The sequence below is a fragment of the Bradyrhizobium sp. SZCCHNS1022 genome (assembly GCF_032484835.1).
Classification (GTDB): Bacteria; Pseudomonadota; Alphaproteobacteria; order Rhizobiales; family Xanthobacteraceae; genus Bradyrhizobium.
Genome location: NZ_JAUETT010000001.1, coordinates 748,081 through 764,860, shown reverse-complemented (window position 1 = coordinate 764,860; position 16,780 = coordinate 748,081). Strand labels below are relative to the sequence as shown.

At 63.1% G+C, this 16,780-nt stretch carries 11 protein-coding genes; 2 read left to right on the top strand and 9 right to left on the bottom strand.

The genetic code is table 11. From position 1 onward, the window contains the following. Positions 1–137: 137 nt before the first annotated feature. The 5 genes from QX071_RS03365 to QX071_RS03345 form a co-directional block, all read right to left on the bottom strand. Positions 138–2,693: a cation-translocating P-type ATPase gene (locus tag QX071_RS03365; protein WP_315702280.1), complete on the bottom strand. Its 2,556-nt coding sequence runs from the start codon at positions 2,691–2,693 to the stop codon at positions 138–140. Between the two features lie 72 nt (positions 2,694–2,765). After that, positions 2,766–3,980 carry an efflux RND transporter periplasmic adaptor subunit gene (locus QX071_RS03360; RefSeq protein ID WP_315702281.1) on the bottom strand — a complete coding sequence of 405 codons (1,215 nt, stop codon included), beginning with the start codon at positions 3,978–3,980 and terminating at the stop codon, positions 2,766–2,768. 2 nt (positions 3,981–3,982) lie between these two features. After that, positions 3,983–6,346: an ABC transporter permease gene (locus tag QX071_RS03355; protein ID WP_315702282.1), complete on the bottom strand. Its 2,364-nt coding sequence runs from the start codon at positions 6,344–6,346 to the stop codon at positions 3,983–3,985. After that, entirely contained in the window at positions 6,343–7,002 is a 660-nt protein-coding gene (locus tag QX071_RS03350) for an ABC transporter ATP-binding protein (RefSeq protein WP_315702283.1), read from the bottom strand. Before QX071_RS03350 ends, QX071_RS03355 begins: the two co-directional genes overlap by 4 nt. Positions 7,003–7,138: 136 nt before the next feature. Further along, complete coding sequence (locus tag QX071_RS03345) at positions 7,139–8,203, bottom strand: AI-2E family transporter (RefSeq protein WP_315702284.1); 1,065 nt, start codon at positions 8,201–8,203, stop codon at positions 7,139–7,141. Positions 8,204–8,344: 141 nt separating this feature from the next. Here QX071_RS03345 and QX071_RS03340 point away from each other — a divergent pair, with 141 nt between their 5' ends. Beyond that, positions 8,345–8,941 carry a cytochrome b gene (locus QX071_RS03340; protein WP_315702285.1) on the top strand — a complete coding sequence of 199 codons (597 nt, stop codon included), beginning with the start codon at positions 8,345–8,347 and terminating at the stop codon, positions 8,939–8,941. Positions 8,942–9,277: 336 nt separating this feature from the next. Here the strand turns inward: QX071_RS03340 and QX071_RS03335 are convergent, their stop codons facing one another. Then, entirely contained in the window at positions 9,278–10,750 is a 1,473-nt protein-coding gene (locus QX071_RS03335) for a DUF1254 domain-containing protein (RefSeq protein ID WP_315702286.1), read from the bottom strand. A gap of 95 nt (positions 10,751–10,845) precedes the next feature. Next, on the bottom strand, positions 10,846–13,335 hold the full coding sequence (locus QX071_RS03330) for an arylsulfatase (protein ID WP_315702287.1): 2,490 nt from the start codon (positions 13,333–13,335) through the stop codon (positions 10,846–10,848). A gap of 414 nt (positions 13,336–13,749) precedes the next feature. On the opposite strand from QX071_RS03330, the gene QX071_RS03325 reads away from it, so the two are divergent. Continuing rightward, entirely contained in the window at positions 13,750–14,793 is a 1,044-nt protein-coding gene (locus tag QX071_RS03325) for a transporter (protein WP_315703142.1), read from the top strand. Between the two features lie 71 nt (positions 14,794–14,864). On the opposite strand, the gene QX071_RS03320 is transcribed toward QX071_RS03325, so the two are convergent. Both QX071_RS03320 and QX071_RS03315 read right to left on the bottom strand, forming a co-directional pair. After that, complete coding sequence (locus QX071_RS03320; RefSeq protein ID WP_315702288.1) at positions 14,865–15,680, bottom strand: exodeoxyribonuclease III; 816 nt, start codon at positions 15,678–15,680, stop codon at positions 14,865–14,867. Between the two features lie 140 nt (positions 15,681–15,820). Beyond that, on the bottom strand, positions 15,821–16,582 hold the full coding sequence (locus tag QX071_RS03315) for an outer membrane lipoprotein carrier protein LolA (RefSeq protein WP_409977481.1): 762 nt from the start codon (positions 16,580–16,582) through the stop codon (positions 15,821–15,823). Between the last annotated feature and the right edge of the window lie 198 nt (positions 16,583–16,780).

The following is a 16,780-nucleotide window of genomic DNA, read 5'->3' as shown; positions in this document are numbered from 1 at the left end:
GCCGGCGCCCTCATTGCGGCGGGCAGGACCGCGGCGGACCTGGACAATGGACATGCTCCCGGAAAACACGGCTTGTTTGACCCGCAATATGGCAGATCGAAGCTGACAGCCAGCTGATATGGATCAACGGCCTTTTGTCAGAGTTCCCCGGCTCCCAGGCTGAGACGGCGGCCCGTGAGCCTCGGCCGCCAGAACGGCTTCAGCAACTCCAACACCGCGAAGATGAGCAGTGCGGAACCGAGCGCCAGCGCCAGATCGTCGAGATGCAGCGCGCCGAACCGAAACAGCTCACGTAAGGCCGGGACGCTCAGGCCGAGGCCGAGCATGGCGCAAACGCCGAGCAGGATCGAGAGCAGCGCCAAGTTGGGACGAACCAGCGCAAGCTTGAGCGATGAACTGAAAGAGCGGTCCACCAGCACCAGACTGAAAATGCCGGCAACGAGCGAAACAAAGGTGAGTGCCCTCACCTCGTCGCCGGGCATGCCATTCCTCGATGCGAAGATGAACATGGCCCCAGCCATGACAAGCACAAGTGCGCCCTGCAGGGCTCCCCAGGCGATCAATGGAAGCGGCAGCAATCGCTCGGTCGGCGACCGCGGCGGCCGGCGCATCACGTCCTCCTCCTCCGTCTCGGCCTCGAAGACCAGGGAGCAGACGGGATCGATGACCAGTTCGAGGAAGGCTATGTGGATCGGGCTGAAAATGATTGGCAATCCCAGCAGCAGCGGCAGCAAGGCAAGGCCGGCGATGGGGACATGGACGGCCACGATGAAGCTCATCGCCTTGCGCAGATTGTCGTAGATGCGCCGACCGAGTCGGACGGCGGTGACGATCGATCCGAAATCGTCATCCAGCAGCACGATGGCGGAGGCTTCGCGGGCGACATCCGTGCCGCGCCCGCCCATGGCGATGCCGATATGCGCCGCCTTCAGCGAGGGTGCATCGTTGACGCCGTCGCCGGTCATGGCGACGATCTGCCCGTCCGCTTTCAGCGCTTCCACGATGCGCAGTTTCTGTTCGGGCACGATCCGCGCAAACACGGTCGCGCTCCGCGCGTAGGAGACCAGCGCTGTGGCGTCCTCCCTGTTGATCATCTCACCCGTGACAGCTTCGTTCGCCGCAATGCCGGCTTGGCGGGCAATCGCAACGGCGGTCGTCGGATAGTCGCCCGTGATCATCACGATCCGGATGCCGGCGGTCTGGCACTGCCGCACTGCGGCCGGAACACTCGCCCGCAACGGGTCGGCGAACCCGATCAGGCCGAGCGGGTCGAACGCAAAATCGGCCGGCGTGTCAGGCAGCTTCGTCCCGCCATACTGCGCGCGCGCGACCGCCAGCACGCGCATGCCCTGCGCGGCCATGGCTTCGACCGACGCTTCCAGATCGGCGGTCTCGCTCGTCGAGAGCCGGCACAGCCGAGCAATCGCCTCCGGAGCTCCCTTCGCGGCGACGACCAGCGGCTCGCCGTCAGTTCTGGCCCAAACTTGCGTAACCGCCAGAAGCTCCGGTCGCAGGCCGTAGGTGTTCACCAGTCTTGCGTCCGGCCGCGGATCGACGTCTGGTTCGGAGAGCCGGTCTGCAGCCTCGCGCAGCGCCTTCTCCATCGGATCGAACGCCTCCGGCGCGCTCGCGAGAACGCCAAAGGTGACAAGCTGCTGAATGTCATCACTGGCCGGACCCGCATCGCCAGGCCGCCATCTGGCTTCGCCCGCTCGCAGTTCGACAATGGACATTCGATTTTCGGTCAGCGTCCCGGTCTTGTCCGTGCACAGCACCGTCGCCGAGCCGAGCGCTTCGATCGCCGTCGAGCGGCGTGTCAGCACCCGCGCGCGGGAGATGCGCCAGGCCCCCATTGCCATGAACACCGTGAGCACCACCGGAAATTCTTCCGGCAACATCGACATGCCGATGGTAATGCCCGCCAGCAATGCTTCCAGCCAGCCGCCGCGGAACAAGCCGTAGAGGACCATGACCACGAGGCTGACGGCGCCGCCGCCGATCGCCGCGAGCCGGACCAGACTGCGGGTCTCGATTTGCAGACGGGGCGGCTCGGGCTCGAGCCCATGGAGCAATTGCCCGATCTTGCCCATCTGGCTGCGCGCGCCCGTGGCGACGATCTCGGCCGTGCCGTTGCCGCGAACCACGAGCGAGCCTGAAAAGACGTACGGCGAATCTTCGCCGCCAGGCGCCGCAATCGTGCGCTGTGCGTCGGGCGAGGCGAGCTTTCGCACCGGAACGGACTCGCCGGTCAGCAAGGATTCGTCGGCTTGCAAATCCCGCGCCTCGAGCAACAAGCCATCGGCTGGAACCCGGTCGCCCTCGGTCAGAAGGATGAGATCGCCGCGGACCACCTCGCGTCCGGCAATCCGCTTGCGCACGCCATCGCGGATCACCAATGCGCGCGGGCTCGCCAAGTTGCGCAGCGCGTCGAGCACGCGCTCGGTCCTGCTTTCCTGAACGACAGTGATCAGGATCGAGAGCATCGCGAAGCCGAGCAGGATCAGCGCTTCCTTGATGTCCCCGAGCAGGACGTAGATGACCCCGCCCCCGATCAGCAGCGCGAACATCGGCTCACGGAGGACTTCGAGCACGATACGAAGCGGCGTGCGACGCTCCGGTTGAGGGAGTTCGTTGGCGCCCTCGGCGGCCAGCCGCGCCTGCGCTTCGCTTTCGCTGAGGCCGGTCAGACCCATCGGACACCCATCATCTCGGAGAGCTGTCATATTCTTTCCGGCGGTAGCTACTTTGAAGATTGGCCGGCATGGCTACGGCGCGGCCTGCGGGCGCGATGTGACGCGCACTCCCGACGCAACACGATCGCCGGGATAGACGATAACCGCTTCGCCGTCGGTAAGCCCGGAGGCGATTGCGGCAAACCGACCCGAGCGGCGTAGCACCTCGACGCTGCGCAGTTCGGCCCGGCCATCCTTGACGGCGTAGACGCTCCATTGATCGCCGCGGCGAAAGAGAGCTCCGGCCGGAACGATGGTCGCGTCATCCTTCGTGAACACGACGATCTGCGTATCGAGCTGATAGGCATCGCCGAGCCGTGTCCACTGCTCCGCCGGCGAGGTGATGTCGATCAGGACGTTGACCCGTTGCTCTTCCACCCCGAGAGTCGAGATCTTGGTGAAGGCTGCCGGTTCGACCCGGCGGACGCGTCCGGACAGCGGCTCCGGACGGCCCCAATGAATAATCGTCACATCCGCCCCCGGGCGAATTTCGACGGCATCCGTGCTCAAGACATCGACGACGATTTCGAGATCGTGCGGATCGCCGACCTCCAGGAGCGGTGTTCCCGGCTGGACGATCGTCTCGCTCTCCTGCGCGACTTTCAGCACGACTCCGGTAACCGGCGCCGTGACGCTCCAGCTTTCCGGGGTCTCGTCCGGATTTGTGTTGCCGCTATAGCGTGCCAACAAGGCGCGCATCTGGCTCAGCTCGTGTTCGGCAGCATGGTCCAGGAACTCTGCTGCGCGCAGATCCCGGTCCGCGGTCCGAACAGCGAGCTCGGCGTGCTCCAATGCCTGAGCCGTCGCCGTCCCGTGCTCAGCCAGTGTCCGCGTGCGGGCCACGTCGGCGTTCGCCTGATCACTCTGGGCATGCGCCCGCTCGACCACTGCCTTGGCGCGCGCCACATTGGCCTCCGCCGCGCCAAGCCGCTCCTCGGCTTCGTGACGGCTGCGAGGATCCATCAGGGGTGCGGGCGAAGGCGTGATGGTGGCGACGGCATCGTCAGACTTGATCTGGTCTCCTGCCTTGAAGCGGATACGTCCAAGCCGGCCGGCGAGCGGCGCCGCCACCACATAGCGCTGGCGGATACGAGTCTTCCCATCGTCATCGACGGTGGCAACAAATCGCCCTTTGGCGACGACTGCCGTCTCGACGGTCACGGCGCTCGGCATCACCGCCCAGGCGACCAGCGCCGCGACCGCGATAAGGGCCCCGGCGATCGCGATGCGGCGGATGGCCACGTGCATGCTTATTCCCTTGTCTTGAGTGCCGCCACCAGGTCGAGCTGGTCGACGCGCCGGCGGACGACGAATGCGCTTCCCGCGGCTGCCGCCAGGACGACGCCGGCCGCGATCAGATACGTCCGGGGCTCGATGACCGCGGGAATCTGGAAGCTTTCGTTGGAATGAAAGCGGGCAATCACGGCGATGATCCCATGTGACAACGAGAGCCCGATCGGAATGGCCAGTGCTATCTCGACGGCGAATTCTCCAAACAGGATGCCTGCGACCTCGCTGCGGGTAAAGCCGAGCACGCGCAGGCTTGCAAGCTCCCAGGCGCGCTCCTGCAGGCTGATCCGCGCGCTGTTGTAGACGACGCCCACGGTGATGATCCCGGCAAAGACGGTGAGAATGCCGGCGCTGACGAAAACCAACCCGCCGATCTTCTCCAGAAATGACGATAGCGTGTAGGCTTTCATCGATACGGATTCGATCGTCGGCAGGTTCTTGAAGCTTCGCCCCAATGCCGGCAGTGCGGTCGGCTCGACATACAGGCTGGCTGCGGAAATCGTGGCTCCTTCTGCGGTCAAGCGATTGAGCGTATCGATATCCATGTAGGATGCCATCCCGATCGACTCGTCGACGGTCGCGCTCACCGGAAGGTCGCGCTTCAGCCGACGGCCTTCCATCGTCTCGACGGTGATCACATCGCCCGGCTTCACCCCGAGGCGTTCGGCCAGCCTCAGGGTCAGCGTCACGCCATCCGGAGAAGCGGCAATCGGTCGCAGCGCCGCGTCATGCGGCCGGCGAAGCTGGTCGGCGGACGACAGGCCGATCACCGAGGTCAGATAACTGTGCTGTCCGGCACGCAGCCGAACCGGCACGATGCGTTGCCCCTCGACGGCCAACACGCCGGGCAGGCGCGCCAGATCGCGAATGATGACGCGGTCCATTGGGTGCGAAAACGTGATCGAAACATTGCCCCGCTCGATCAGATTGAACTGCAGATCGATCATTTGGTCGATGGCGTCGCGCCAGAATATGCCCAGCACCATCATGGGCACGGCAAACGCAACCCCGACCACGGTGAGCAGCGAACGGAACGGTCGTCCGGCCATGTTCCGCAGCATCATCATCCAACGCACCGTCATCGCCCTGCCCGGCAGAAACGTCTCGAAGAGAGAGCGACGAAATCCGAGCGGCGCGGCCGGTCGCATCGCAACCGCCGGGGCCAGGCCGACGACATCCCGCAACGCCGTCAGGACGCCTAGCGAACCTGCGGCCAGGCTGATCGCGACGCCCGCAACGATCGACCAAGGCGTCAGGTTGAATGGGAGGTCGGGCAGGCGGAAAAAGCCCTGATAGCTGGCCATCATCGCTTCCCCGAAGCCAAGACCGGCAGCGATGCCGAGCACCGAGCCGATCAGCACTATGACCAGGACGAGCTTCAGATAATGCAGCGCGAGTGTGACGGTCGGAAAGCCCAGCGCCTTCAGTGCTGCGATCTGCTCGCGCTGAGCGCCGACCAGTCTGCCGAGCGCACTGTTCAGAAGGAACGCGGCGACACCAAAGAAGATGAACGGAATGGTGATCGACATCACCCTCTGCTGGTTCAGCTCATCCTGAAGGAAGCGATTGGAGGGCTGGTCCCGGCGTGCGATGGCCCCGACCGAGCCATAGGGGTCCAGCAGCCGATCCAGTTCTTCGATCACCGGCTGCGGATCCACACCGGGAGCCAGGGAAATGACGGCATCATTGAAGGCGGCCTTCATGTCGAAAGCCGCTTCGGCGGCGCGACGGTCCACCCAAAGGATAGCGTAGAGTCGGTCGTCCGGAATGGGCAGTCCAGGCTTGACCGCGTAGACATATTCCGGTGACAGCGCGATCCCCGAGACGCGAAAGCTCTGGAGCTTGCCGTTGAGCAGCACGCGGACCTCGTCGCCGGGCTTCACGCCGTTCGCCTCGGCAAAGGCTTCGTTGATGACGGCGTCCCTCGGCGAGCCCGGGTCAGGTGCCGTGCCGCGGCGAAAATGTAGCCGCGCCAGCTGTTCGTCGCCGGCATGATTCAAAGAGACCATGCGTGCCGACACCGGCTGTGATGCCGCCGGCCAGTCGATGATGACTTCGCGGACGATGCGGGGCTCGACGGCAACGATGCCCGCAGTGGCGCTGAGGCGCGGCACGATCGACAATGGCGCCCGCTTGAGCGTCACGAAAATCTCTGGAAACCGGGCGGACGCGTAGAACCGCTCGCAGGCCGAGCGCAAGGATACGTAGGTCGAAACCGACCCGACAAAGACCGCGACGCCGGCGGCAACGAGCAGCGCGATGGTAAGCACTTGGCCGCGCATTGCGCTGATGTCGCGCCGCAGTTTGCGGTCCAGCAGGCTCACCAGCGCACCTCGTCGGCCGAGAGCCGTCGCGCATTGCGCTCTTCGCCGACGATCCGTCCACCGCCGAGCCGCAGCACGCGATCGGCCATGCCGGCGATCGCGGCATTATGGGTGATGATGATGATCGTGGTGCCAAACCTCTCGTTGGCACGCGCGATCGCCGCCAGAACCACCTTGCCGGTCTCGTAATCCAGCGCGCCGGTGGGCTCGTCGCAGAGCAGCACGTCCGGGGATTTGACGATGGCGCGGGCCACCGCCACGCGCTGCTGTTCGCCGCCGGACAGCTGGGACGGAAAGTGGTCGATGCGGTGCTCGAGGCCGACCAGCCTGATCACCTCCAGAGGATCGAGCGGCCGTTCCGCAATCTCTTTGACCAGCGCGACGTTCTCCAGCACGGTGAGGCTGGGGATGAGATTGTAGAATTGGAAGACGAAGCCGACATGTTCGCGCCGGTAGCGCGTCAGTTCGGCATCTCCTGCCGCGACCAGATCGTGATCGCGCCAATGGGCTTCGCCCGAAGTCGGACTGTCCAGCCCGCCAAGGATGTTCAGCAGCGTCGATTTGCCCGAACCCGATGGTCCCAGCAGCACGACAAATTCGCGTTCGAAGATATCGAGGTCGACATCCCGTAGGGCATGCACCTCGACGTCGCCCATATGGTAGGTTTTTGAAAGGCGCCGGGCGCGGAAGACCGGTGTCGCAACCGGCGACGCGGCAGCGGCGGCTACGCTATATCCGATCCCGTGTTGGCCTGGCTCGTCCGCGGAGTCCATGAGCGCCACATCCGTAAAGTCAGCGCGGTGGCTTGGGGCTTGACGGCCACACGCGGCGTTCGCCGAGCAGTCCCTCTATATAGACCGTATTGACCAGAACCAGCAGCACGACAGCGAGCGGCGCGGCCAGCAGGACGCCGAACGGACCTAACAGCAATCCGAAGACGAGCGTCGCGAACAGCGTGAGCACCGGAGGCAGCTCGACGGCTTCCGCCTGGACCAACGGCGTAATGAGATTGCCTTCGATGAAATGAATTCCGGCGTAGAGCGCGATGACGTAGACGACCAGCATCGGTCCCTGCATCGCGGCCATGAGTATGGCGGACACCGACGCCAGGATCGGCCCGACATAGGGGATGAAGGCAAACATCCCCGAGATCATCCCGAGCGCGATCGGCGCAGCGACGCCGAGCGTGAGGAGGCCGATGCTTGTCAATGTGCCGACGACCGCCATCGTGACCGACTGACCGATCAGCCAGCGCCGCAGGGTCATTCCAAGGAGATCGACGACATCGCGGCTTCTCTCGCGGCGATCTGCCGGAACGAGCCGCAGCAGGGCTTCGATATACCGTGTCGGCTGCACCGCCAGATAAACCGCAGCGAACAGCAGGACGGCGACGTAGGCGCCTGCCCGAACGACCGAGCCAAAGAGCGCCGCAAGATAACCCGCAGCCTGCCCGGTCGCGTTGCCGAGGTTCATGTCGCGCACCTGCCCGAGCAGCCACACGCCCACCGAACTCGATCCGAATTCGCGGACGATTTCCGAGAGGCTCTGCGGGAGGTCCTTCGCGAGCACGCTGAATTGCGCCGAGATTTGCGCCCCGAACAGCCAACCGACGGCGCCGATCGATCCGGCAAGCGCGACGATGACAGGCAGTACCGCCCATTGATCCGGCAGCCGGGTTCTGCGGCCGAGTTCGTGCGCCAAGCCTCGCAGCAGGAGCGCGAGGAGCGCGGCGCCGAAAGCCAAGACGAGAACGTCCGAGAGCTTCCAGATCGCGATCAGTGCCGCACCGACGAGGCACACCAGAACAAGCCGCCGCGCGAAGCTGTCTGAAGGCGTCCGCTCCATGTCGTCGCGCAAGATGACCTTCCTTATGTGTCCTGTTCCGTCCGCAGCATCGCACCTTCCTCACGCGAGAAAGCAACAAACGAGATTTGCCTCTTGATGCGGATCAAATCTTCGCCTGCTGCGTGGCCTAAATTTCCCGCAGGAGGACGGGACATGGATTCTCAAGAGCTAAGTCAAGGGTACGGTCCGGTCGCAAAGCTCTTGCACTGGATCACGGTGGCCCTGGTGGCCCTGGCCTGGGTCTTGGGCACGTTTGGCGATGAGCTTCCTCGGGGAGGCGCGCGGGACGCGGGCTTGCTCGCTCACATCTGGATCGGCTTGGTCATCCTCCTGATCGCCTTCGTTCGGGTACCGTGGCGGATGGCAAATCCGCCGCCGAAGGTCACGCCGACGGAATTCGGAAAGTGGCTCGTCGAGTGGACCGACCCGGTCTCGCGACTCATGCATTATGCGCTCTATGCGCTGCTGATTGCAGTCCCGATCTGCGGAATCGCGCTGCAATTTGCCAAGGGGCATGCCCTTCCGATTTTTGGGCTCGTCGAAATTCCATCGCCGTGGCTGGCCGATAAGGCATTCGCCCATACCGTCAAGGAAGTGCACGAGGTCCTGGCTAATGTCCTTCTGGCCCTGGCGTTCTTCCACATGGCCGCGGCGCTCGTCCATCACGTCGTCTTCGGCGACGATACGCTGCGCCGCATGCTGCCGACCTGGGCAAAGAACCTGGGCAAAGAACAGGTGAGACCGCGCTAGCAAAGACGATTACGCAAAAGGTGATCTGTACAAGAGTGGCGCGCACCGCAGCCAAAGCGCATCAGCCTTGAGGAATCATGTCGAGGAATCACGCTTCGGACAGCGTGAATGGAATGGTAAAGATCTGTCGGTGACCTCACCGATCCGGAAATCAGGACTGAGATCGACGTTGCCACTGCGCCCAAGAGACCCGAGAGACAAGAGACCCGAGCGAATTGCGGGCGCAGCGACATTGCCGATGATCGGCCATCGATGACCCGCTCCAACTGAGCAATGGCGGACGCCACCGGTTTCAAGCGAGCGGCGCTTTGAATCGTATTGGCCGTCACACCCGCGTCAACTGTCGCGAACGCGCCGAATTGGCGGAATCTTGTACGTGCCGTCCTTGAGGGCAGCCTTCGGTTGATACACCCGGATGCTCAGGTTGAAGGGAAGGCTCGGCGGGCAAGGTAGCCAATTTGCTTCCTTGTCTCCTCCCGGAGACCGCGACTGGATGTAGATGTCCAACGAGCCGTCCGGATTGTATTTCAGCGGCATTCCGGACGTCACGCCATAGCGATCGATGGCGTTGCGGACGTAGAAGTTTTCGCGATACGGCGATATCGACCAGACGCCGCTCTCGGAAGGCAGCATCTCATCCTTTGCGAAATGCAGAAGATATTTTTGTGAGCCGTCGAGAACATCGCCATCGCCATCGACGAAGGCCGTGGGATAGACCGCGTCGTCCGCCGTGAGCGCTCCAAGTCCGAACCAGGCGACGAACGCGCGCGTCGTGTAATCCGTGCCGAATCTCCCGATATTGAGCGTGTTCTGCCAACCGTTGACGGTAGGCGCGGTATACGGACCTGTTTCAAGCTTGAACCAGATTTCAGCGGGCACCCGGTTCAGCCCTTTGATGATGGCGGGCTCCACGGTCGTGCGGTCGAACGGCTTGCCGGGCTCGACACCGATACGCTTGAGCTTGGTAAGCATCGGAGCGTCGGCCAGGTACGGCGGATTGTCTTTCAGCAGAGCGGCGAGACGGCTGAAGAACATCTCCCCTGTCATCAATCGCACCTGATCGTAAGGTGTGGCGGTGAGATCGACGTCGGGATCGACGGGAACATTCTTCGGAGGCTCGTATGGAGTACCCCAGGCGCTCAGTGGCGTAAGCTTCAGCCCATCCTGCAATTTGTGGATTTCCGGGAAGTCCTGCGGACCAGCGGCGGCCATTTGCACCAGGGCCCACCCGTATCGGGTGGAGCAGCGATAGACAGCTTTGACGTCGGGTGGCGCCGTGCCGTTCCAGTTCGGGCCGACAATCAGAAAGTTGCCACCGGCGCTGCCGGTGGTGCGGGTCCCGACGGAGGCGAAATCGTCGGTCCACATGTTCAGCAACTGGATGACGAAATAGCGTCCATTCGAGTCCGGGTACGAGAAGACCTGTGGCTCCTTTTCGAGATCGAAGACGCCGCCGGACCACACCGAGTTGACGCTGATACGGACGCAGTTCTTGAAGTCCGGACTGACAAACCCTTTCATTTTGAAGAGCTGGTTTATAGGCGCGGCATATTCGCCCGCCTCGGAGGTCGCAGTCTCCACGCGGTTGGTGACATCCATCATCACAAGGGGGAAGCCATAGACGTATGCTTCCATGCCCAGCAAATACGCGAACTCCTCGACCGCATCTCCTCGCACGTCCCCGAAGGCGCGCTCGAGAGGACCGGCGGCTCGGGCGGTCGCCGCCGGCAGCATGGCGCCGACCCCTGCGCCGAAGGCGGTCGTCAGCAGGTCCCGGCGGTGAAACGATAGACTCCGTTCGCTCAACATGGTCGATGCCCGTTCGTTGGAGGAAGCCCCGCGGTCGGATCAGGACGACCGCGCGCTGTCGGACTCACAGAGAGTCCGCGGTCTGCGTCCGACGATCAGTCGTGTCCGGTCGCGAGGGCCCGTTTCATCTGCTCGCGCTCTTCCGCGGCCAACTGCTCCGGACCGGTCTTGATGGTCAGCTTATCGATGCTGCCGGTAAAGCGGAACGGCAGTTTGTAGCTGTCGTCCACCGGCGTACGGGTGTCCAGCCCGACGTCGAAAGACTCATCGATCGCCATCATGAACGGAATGGTATGCTCCATCTTCAGCTGCGACAGCACCTTTCCGTCGACCGTCAGCACGCCGGTGCCACCTTTGCCGAGGCCTGGTCCGTCGTACTTGAAATCGAACACGATCGTGTGCTTGCCCGGCTCGAGGGCTCGGCCGCCCAGCCAGTCCTCGGCGCCGACGCCGCCCTCAAAGCGATAGCGCTTCAGGTTGAGTAGATTGTAGACGAAGACCGGCCTGCCGCCGAGCAGGTAGAGCCCGTAGCCGCCGAAACGACCGCCCATGGTGGCGATCATTCCTTCCGCGCCGGCCGCCGGAATCGTGATGTCGGCGGTGATCGTGTAATTGCGGTTGAGCAGACTCGGAGCGTTGCCGATCGGAATGTCCACGTTCTCGCCCGTGTAGACGAACTCGGATCGTCCCGCCGTTCCGCTTGGACGCGGCGTGAGGAGGCGCGGGAGCACCGAGTTGTCAAGCGGCAGGACCTGGTACTTTGCCGCCTCCGAGAGGAACAGCGCCTGCAGCTCCTTGAGCTTTTCGGGATTCTTCGCCGCCAGGTCGTTGTTCTGCGAGAAGTCCTCGGCGATGTTGTAGAGTTCCCACTTGTACTGATCGACCGGAGGCAGCGGCTTCGTGCCGACCAGCCACGGCGGCTCGGGCGGCGTGGTCGCGGCATACCAGCCATCGTGATAGATGCCGCGGTTGGCGAACATCTCGAAGTACTGAGTGGTATGTCTGGACGGCGCGTTGGCATTCGCCTTGTCGAAGGTGTACGCCATGCTCACCCCCTCGATGGGCTTCTGCTTGATGCCGTCGACCATGTCCGGCGCCTTGATCCCGGCCGCCTCGAGGATCGTGGGCACGATGTCGATCACGTGGTGAAACTGGCTGCGAATGCCTCCGACGTCGTTGATGTGACCGGGCCACGAGATGGCCATGCCTTGCCGCGTCCCGCCGAAATGCGACGCGACCTGCTTGACCCACTTGAATGGCGTGTCGAATGCCCACGCCCACGGCACTGCCATATGGGGATAGGTCTGGTCGGAGCCCCAGGACTCGTAATACCGCAGATATTCGAGCTCCGGCAGTTCCAGCACGCCGTTGGCGACGGTCAGCCAGTTCGGCGTCCCCATCATCGAGCCTTCCGCGCTCGTGCCGTTGTCGCCGTTGATGTAGATGATCAACGTGTTGTCCAGTTTGCCCATGTCCTCGACGGCCTGGACCACACGGCCGATCTCGTGATCGTTATAGGCGGTGTAGGCGGCGAACACGTCGGCCTCGCGGATGACGATCTTCTTCTTGATTTCGGAGAGCGAATCCCATTTCGGCAACTCGTTCGGCCAGGGCGTGAGCTGCGTGTTTGCAGGAATCACGCCGAGGCGCTTCTGGTTGGCAAAGATCTGCTCACGCAATTTCTCCCAGCCCTGGTCGAACAGGTGCATGCTGCTGATCTTGTCGATCCATTCCTTGGTCGGCTGGTGCGGGTCGTGCGTCGCGCCGGGCACGTAGTAAATGAAGAACGGTTTGTCTGGCGCCGAGGCATCGAGCGCCTTCATGTACTTGATGGCCTCGTCCGCCATGTCGGTGACGAGGTTGTAGTCCTTCCTGCCGATCCACGGATAGATCGGGGTGTGATCGCGGAAGAGATACGGCGTCCACTGGTCGGACTCGCCGCCCATGAATCCGTAGAAGTATTGGAAGCCCATCCCGCTCGGCCATTGGTCGAACGGTCCCGCCGCGCTGTACTGGAACGAGGGCGTATTGTGGTTCTTGCCGAACCACGAGGTGGCGTAGCCGTTGTCGCTCAGGATCCGGCCGATGGTGGCGTTCTCCGGACCGATGATCGAGTCATAGCCCGGGTAGCCGGTTGCAAATTCGCTGATCTGGCCGAATCCGACGGAGTGATGATTGCGGCCTGAAATCAACGCGGCTCGTGTCGGCGAGCAGAGGGCGGTCGAGTGGAATTGGGTGTAGCGCAGTCCGTTGTTGGCGATCCGATCGAGCGTTGGCGTCGGGATCACGCCGCCGAAGGTGCTCGGCACGCCATAACCGGAGTCGTCGGTCATGATCAGCAGCACGTTCGGCGCGCCCTTGGGCGGCACCACCGTCGGCGGCCACCAGGGCTTCGAATCCTTGGCGTCTTCCTTGATCACGCCCCCGAATTTCGGCGGCGGTGGCGGCAACTGATCACCTGGAATGGTGGTGGTTGCGGCAGGCGAGCCGGGTGGCGGAGAGGTGCTTGGTTGACTTTGCTGAGCAACCGCTGGCGTCAAGAAGGAAAATGCAAGTGCAACAACGAAAAAGCGAGTGGAGATCATTGCAGCGTCTCCCTTCAAAATAGAAAACAATCATGGGCTGGTGTCGACAGCCACGAATTGACGCAAATCAACGCACCGGACGACGGGCGAGAAGTAGGAATAGTGCTGTGTGCGACACGTCACTTACCTACGACGGCGGCGTGAGAATTGATCCAGACGAGAACGTCATTCGCGCGCGCTGGGTGAGACTACGCGTCGCGTTGCCTGCTGCTGCAGCGTGCAGCGCCCTCAATGATCCGAGGTGAGCGGTGCGATAGGGCTATTGTGCCCGTTGCGCAACATATGGTTGCAAAATACTTTCCCTGCTCTAAGGCAGCTATGGCCCGCTTGTCCGTCGGTGTCATATTTTCAGCGTCGTGTTCGGGACTGCACACGGGACGGGGCCGTGGTTCAGAGGGGGGAGCTGCAATGAGAATGACCAAGGCGCTGGCCGCAATTGTATTCGCAATCGCCGCTTCGGCGCCCGTCGTGGCTTCGGCAGATGAAGGTGGTATCAGCTTCTGGATCCCCGGCACATTCGGCAGCCTTGCGGCCACACCTCAACAGCCGGGATGGTCGGCCGCTTCGATCTATTATCACACCTCGGTTTCTGCAGGCGCCGAAGTGGCACGGGCACGCGAAATCCAGATCGGCCGCATTCCGGTGAATCTCACCGCGACAGTAAACGCGAATCTGAATGCCAAGGTCGATCTCGGGCTGCTGAATGCGACCTATGTCTTTGCAACGCCGGTGCTCGGCGGTCAGGCGTCAGCCAGCCTGATCGGAATCTATGGTGCCAATACCACCTCGCTCAACGGATCGGTGACGGGCATACTCTCGACCCCGCTCGGCTCGATCCCGTTCTCGCGGTTCGATTCCATCAGCGACTCCACAGCGGGCTTCGGTGATCTGATCCCGCAATTCGCCATGCGCTGGAATGCCGGCGTCAACAACTACATGACTTACGTCATGGGTGACATCCCGGTCGGCGCCTACAGCTCGACGCGCCTCGCCAATATCGGCATCGGACATGGTGCGATCGATGCGGGCGGCGGCTATACCTACTTCAATCCGCAGACCGGACATGAGCTCTCCGGCGTGCTTGGCTTTACCTACAATCTCAAGAATACCGACACGCAGTATCAGAGCGGCGTCGACATGCACTTCGACTGGGGCGCGTCGCAGTTCCTGAGCAAGCAGGTCCAGGTCGGCCTGGTGGGCTACGTCTACAAGCAGCTCGGCTGCGACAGCGGTTCCGGTGATCGGGTCGGCTGCTTCCGCTCTCAGGTCGCGGCCGTGGGTCCGCAGGTCGGGTTCATTTTCCCGGTCGGCGAGATGCAGGGCTATCTGAATTTCAAGGCTTACAAGGAATTTGCCGCAGAACGCCGGCCCGACGGCTGGAATGCCTGGGTGACGTTCTCCATTTCGCCGGCGCCGCCGATGCCGACCGCGCCCCCGAAGCGGATAGTCACGAAGTAGCTACGGCTCCTCGTTTCCGAGATTCGCAACCGGATGCGCCGCGATGCGGTGCGGACTTCGGAATCGGGGCGTCAGACCTCCAGCGTCACTGTCACCGGGACGTGGTCCGACGGACGCTCCCAGCCGCGCGCGTCGCGCAGGATGCGGAAGTCGCTGACCTGGTCCTTGAGGGCGCGCGACACCCAGATGTGGTCGAGCCGGCGGCCGCGATCGCCCACCGTCCAATCCGCCGCGCGGTAGCTCCACCACGTATAGACCTTTTCCGATTGGGGAATCCGCTCGCGCGCCACGTCGAACCATTCGCCATGCGCTTGCGCGGCCAGCAGCTTCTCGCATTCGACCGGGGTGTGCGAGACCACCTTCAAAAGCTGCTTGTGCGACCAGACGTCGTTCTCATAGGGCGCGACATTGAGGTCGCCGACCAGGATGTGGCGGTCATCGCCGCGCGGGTGCAGCGGCTCGCAGGCCTTCATCTCGTCGAGGAATTGCAGCTTGTGCTCGAATTTCGGATTGAGCGCGGGATCGGGAATGTCGCCGCCAGCCGGCACATAGAAATTGTGCAGCACCAGCGGCCTTGCGAGCTCGGCCTTTTCGCCGAACGACACCGAGATATGGCGGGAGTCGATCTTGTCGCAGAAGGTTCTGACATCGGTGCTCTCGAACGGCCATTTCGAGATCACGGCGACGCCGTGATAGCCCTTCTGCCCGTTCAGCGCGATGTGCTCATAGCCGAGCCGCTTGAAGCGCTTCAGCGGAAAGGCGTCGTCGATGCACTTGGTCTCCTGCAGGCAGAGCACATCGGGGCGCACCGACTTGATGAATTTGGCGACGAGATCGATGCGCAGGCGCACCGAATTGATGTTCCAGGTGGTGAGAACGAGACGCATGGGAGATGCGTCATAGCACGGATTGTGGCGGAGTCTGCCCTTCTTGGGCCACTTGCGGGCACCCGGGGGTCGCGCTACGAGCGGTCGCGGCGCTTATCCCCAGCTCTCCACAGGCCGCTTGCGGGCGAGACCGCCTGGTCTCAGCCCGGCGGCGTGGTCGGATAATTGGTGAAGTCGATCTTGAACAGGCTCGGATCGAGCTTCTTGGTCGCGTCGAGATTGTAGACCGCGACCGTGGTGTCGTAGCCCTGCGGATCGGTGACGGTCCATTGCTTGAGCTGGCCGTCCTTGACGCCGACCATCAGGAGCATTCGGCTGGTCCCGATCAGCGCCTGCTTCTCCTCGATCGTGATGCTGATGTACATGTCGTCCGCCGACACCGCGATCACGTTGGTGTCCTTCAGCAGGTCGATGCGGTCGGAGAGAAGATAGCGCAGCGGCGTCTGCGACAGCGGGTAGACGTCCTGGGTCGCGAGATTGCGGTCGCGCACCACCAGCGAGGAGCCGTCGGCGACGATGTCGATCGGGCTCGGCGGATCATATTCGAAGCGCACCTTGCCCGGCTTCTGGATGTAGAAGTCGCCCTTCACCTTGCTGCCGTCGGGCCCGACCTGGACGAAATTTCCCACCAGCGTCTGCAGCGACGACAGGTAAGCACTCACCTTCGCGGCCTGCGCCTTCTGGTTGGCATCGAAGGTGGTGAAAATACTAGCCGGAACGTTGCGCCGTGGGTCCGGGATGATCGGGTTCGGCGGCACGCTCTGGGTGGTGGCGGTGGTCTGCTGGCCGCGTTGGCTCTCGGACGCGCTGAGCTGCGTGCTATCGCGCCCCTTCGCGGCCTTCGGCGGAGCAGTCTGTGCTGCACAATGGCCGGCTGTGCCCGTGAGCGCGAATATGACCAGCCCTGCCAGCGCCAAGCCGGCAGGAGCCGGCGCGACGCGCACGACGGAAGGCGACGGAATTGAGGTGTTCGGGGCTGGGCTATTCAAAACGACGTCCTGAGCTTTTGCGCGTTTCTAACTCGGTTCGGTCGGGCCGCGTGATCGTAATTGCGTGAACATGACGACACAGATGAGGCCGGTTTGGGGCCAAATGGGCGA

Excerpts from the sequence above, each read along its gene's own strand:
- QX071_RS03350 (WP_315702283.1), bottom strand. The coding sequence starts at position 7,002 with ATGGGCGACGTCGAGGTGCATGCCCTACGGGATGTCGACCTCGATATC.
- QX071_RS03335 (WP_315702286.1), bottom strand. The coding sequence starts at position 10,750 with ATGTTGAGCGAACGGAGTCTATCGTTTCACCGCCGGGACCTGCTGACG.
- QX071_RS03360 (WP_315702281.1), bottom strand. The coding sequence starts at position 3,980 with ATGCACGTGGCCATCCGCCGCATCGCGATCGCCGGGGCCCTTATCGCG.
- QX071_RS03340 (WP_315702285.1), top strand. The coding sequence starts at position 8,345 with ATGGATTCTCAAGAGCTAAGTCAAGGGTACGGTCCGGTCGCAAAGCTC.
- QX071_RS03325 (WP_315703142.1), top strand. The coding sequence starts at position 13,750 with ATGACCAAGGCGCTGGCCGCAATTGTATTCGCAATCGCCGCTTCGGCG.
- QX071_RS03365 (WP_315702280.1), bottom strand. The coding sequence starts at position 2,693 with ATGGGTCTGACCGGCCTCAGCGAAAGCGAAGCGCAGGCGCGGCTGGCC.
- QX071_RS03320 (WP_315702288.1), bottom strand. The coding sequence starts at position 15,680 with ATGCGTCTCGTTCTCACCACCTGGAACATCAATTCGGTGCGCCTGCGC.
- QX071_RS03330 (WP_315702287.1), bottom strand. The coding sequence starts at position 13,335 with ATGATCTCCACTCGCTTTTTCGTTGTTGCACTTGCATTTTCCTTCTTG.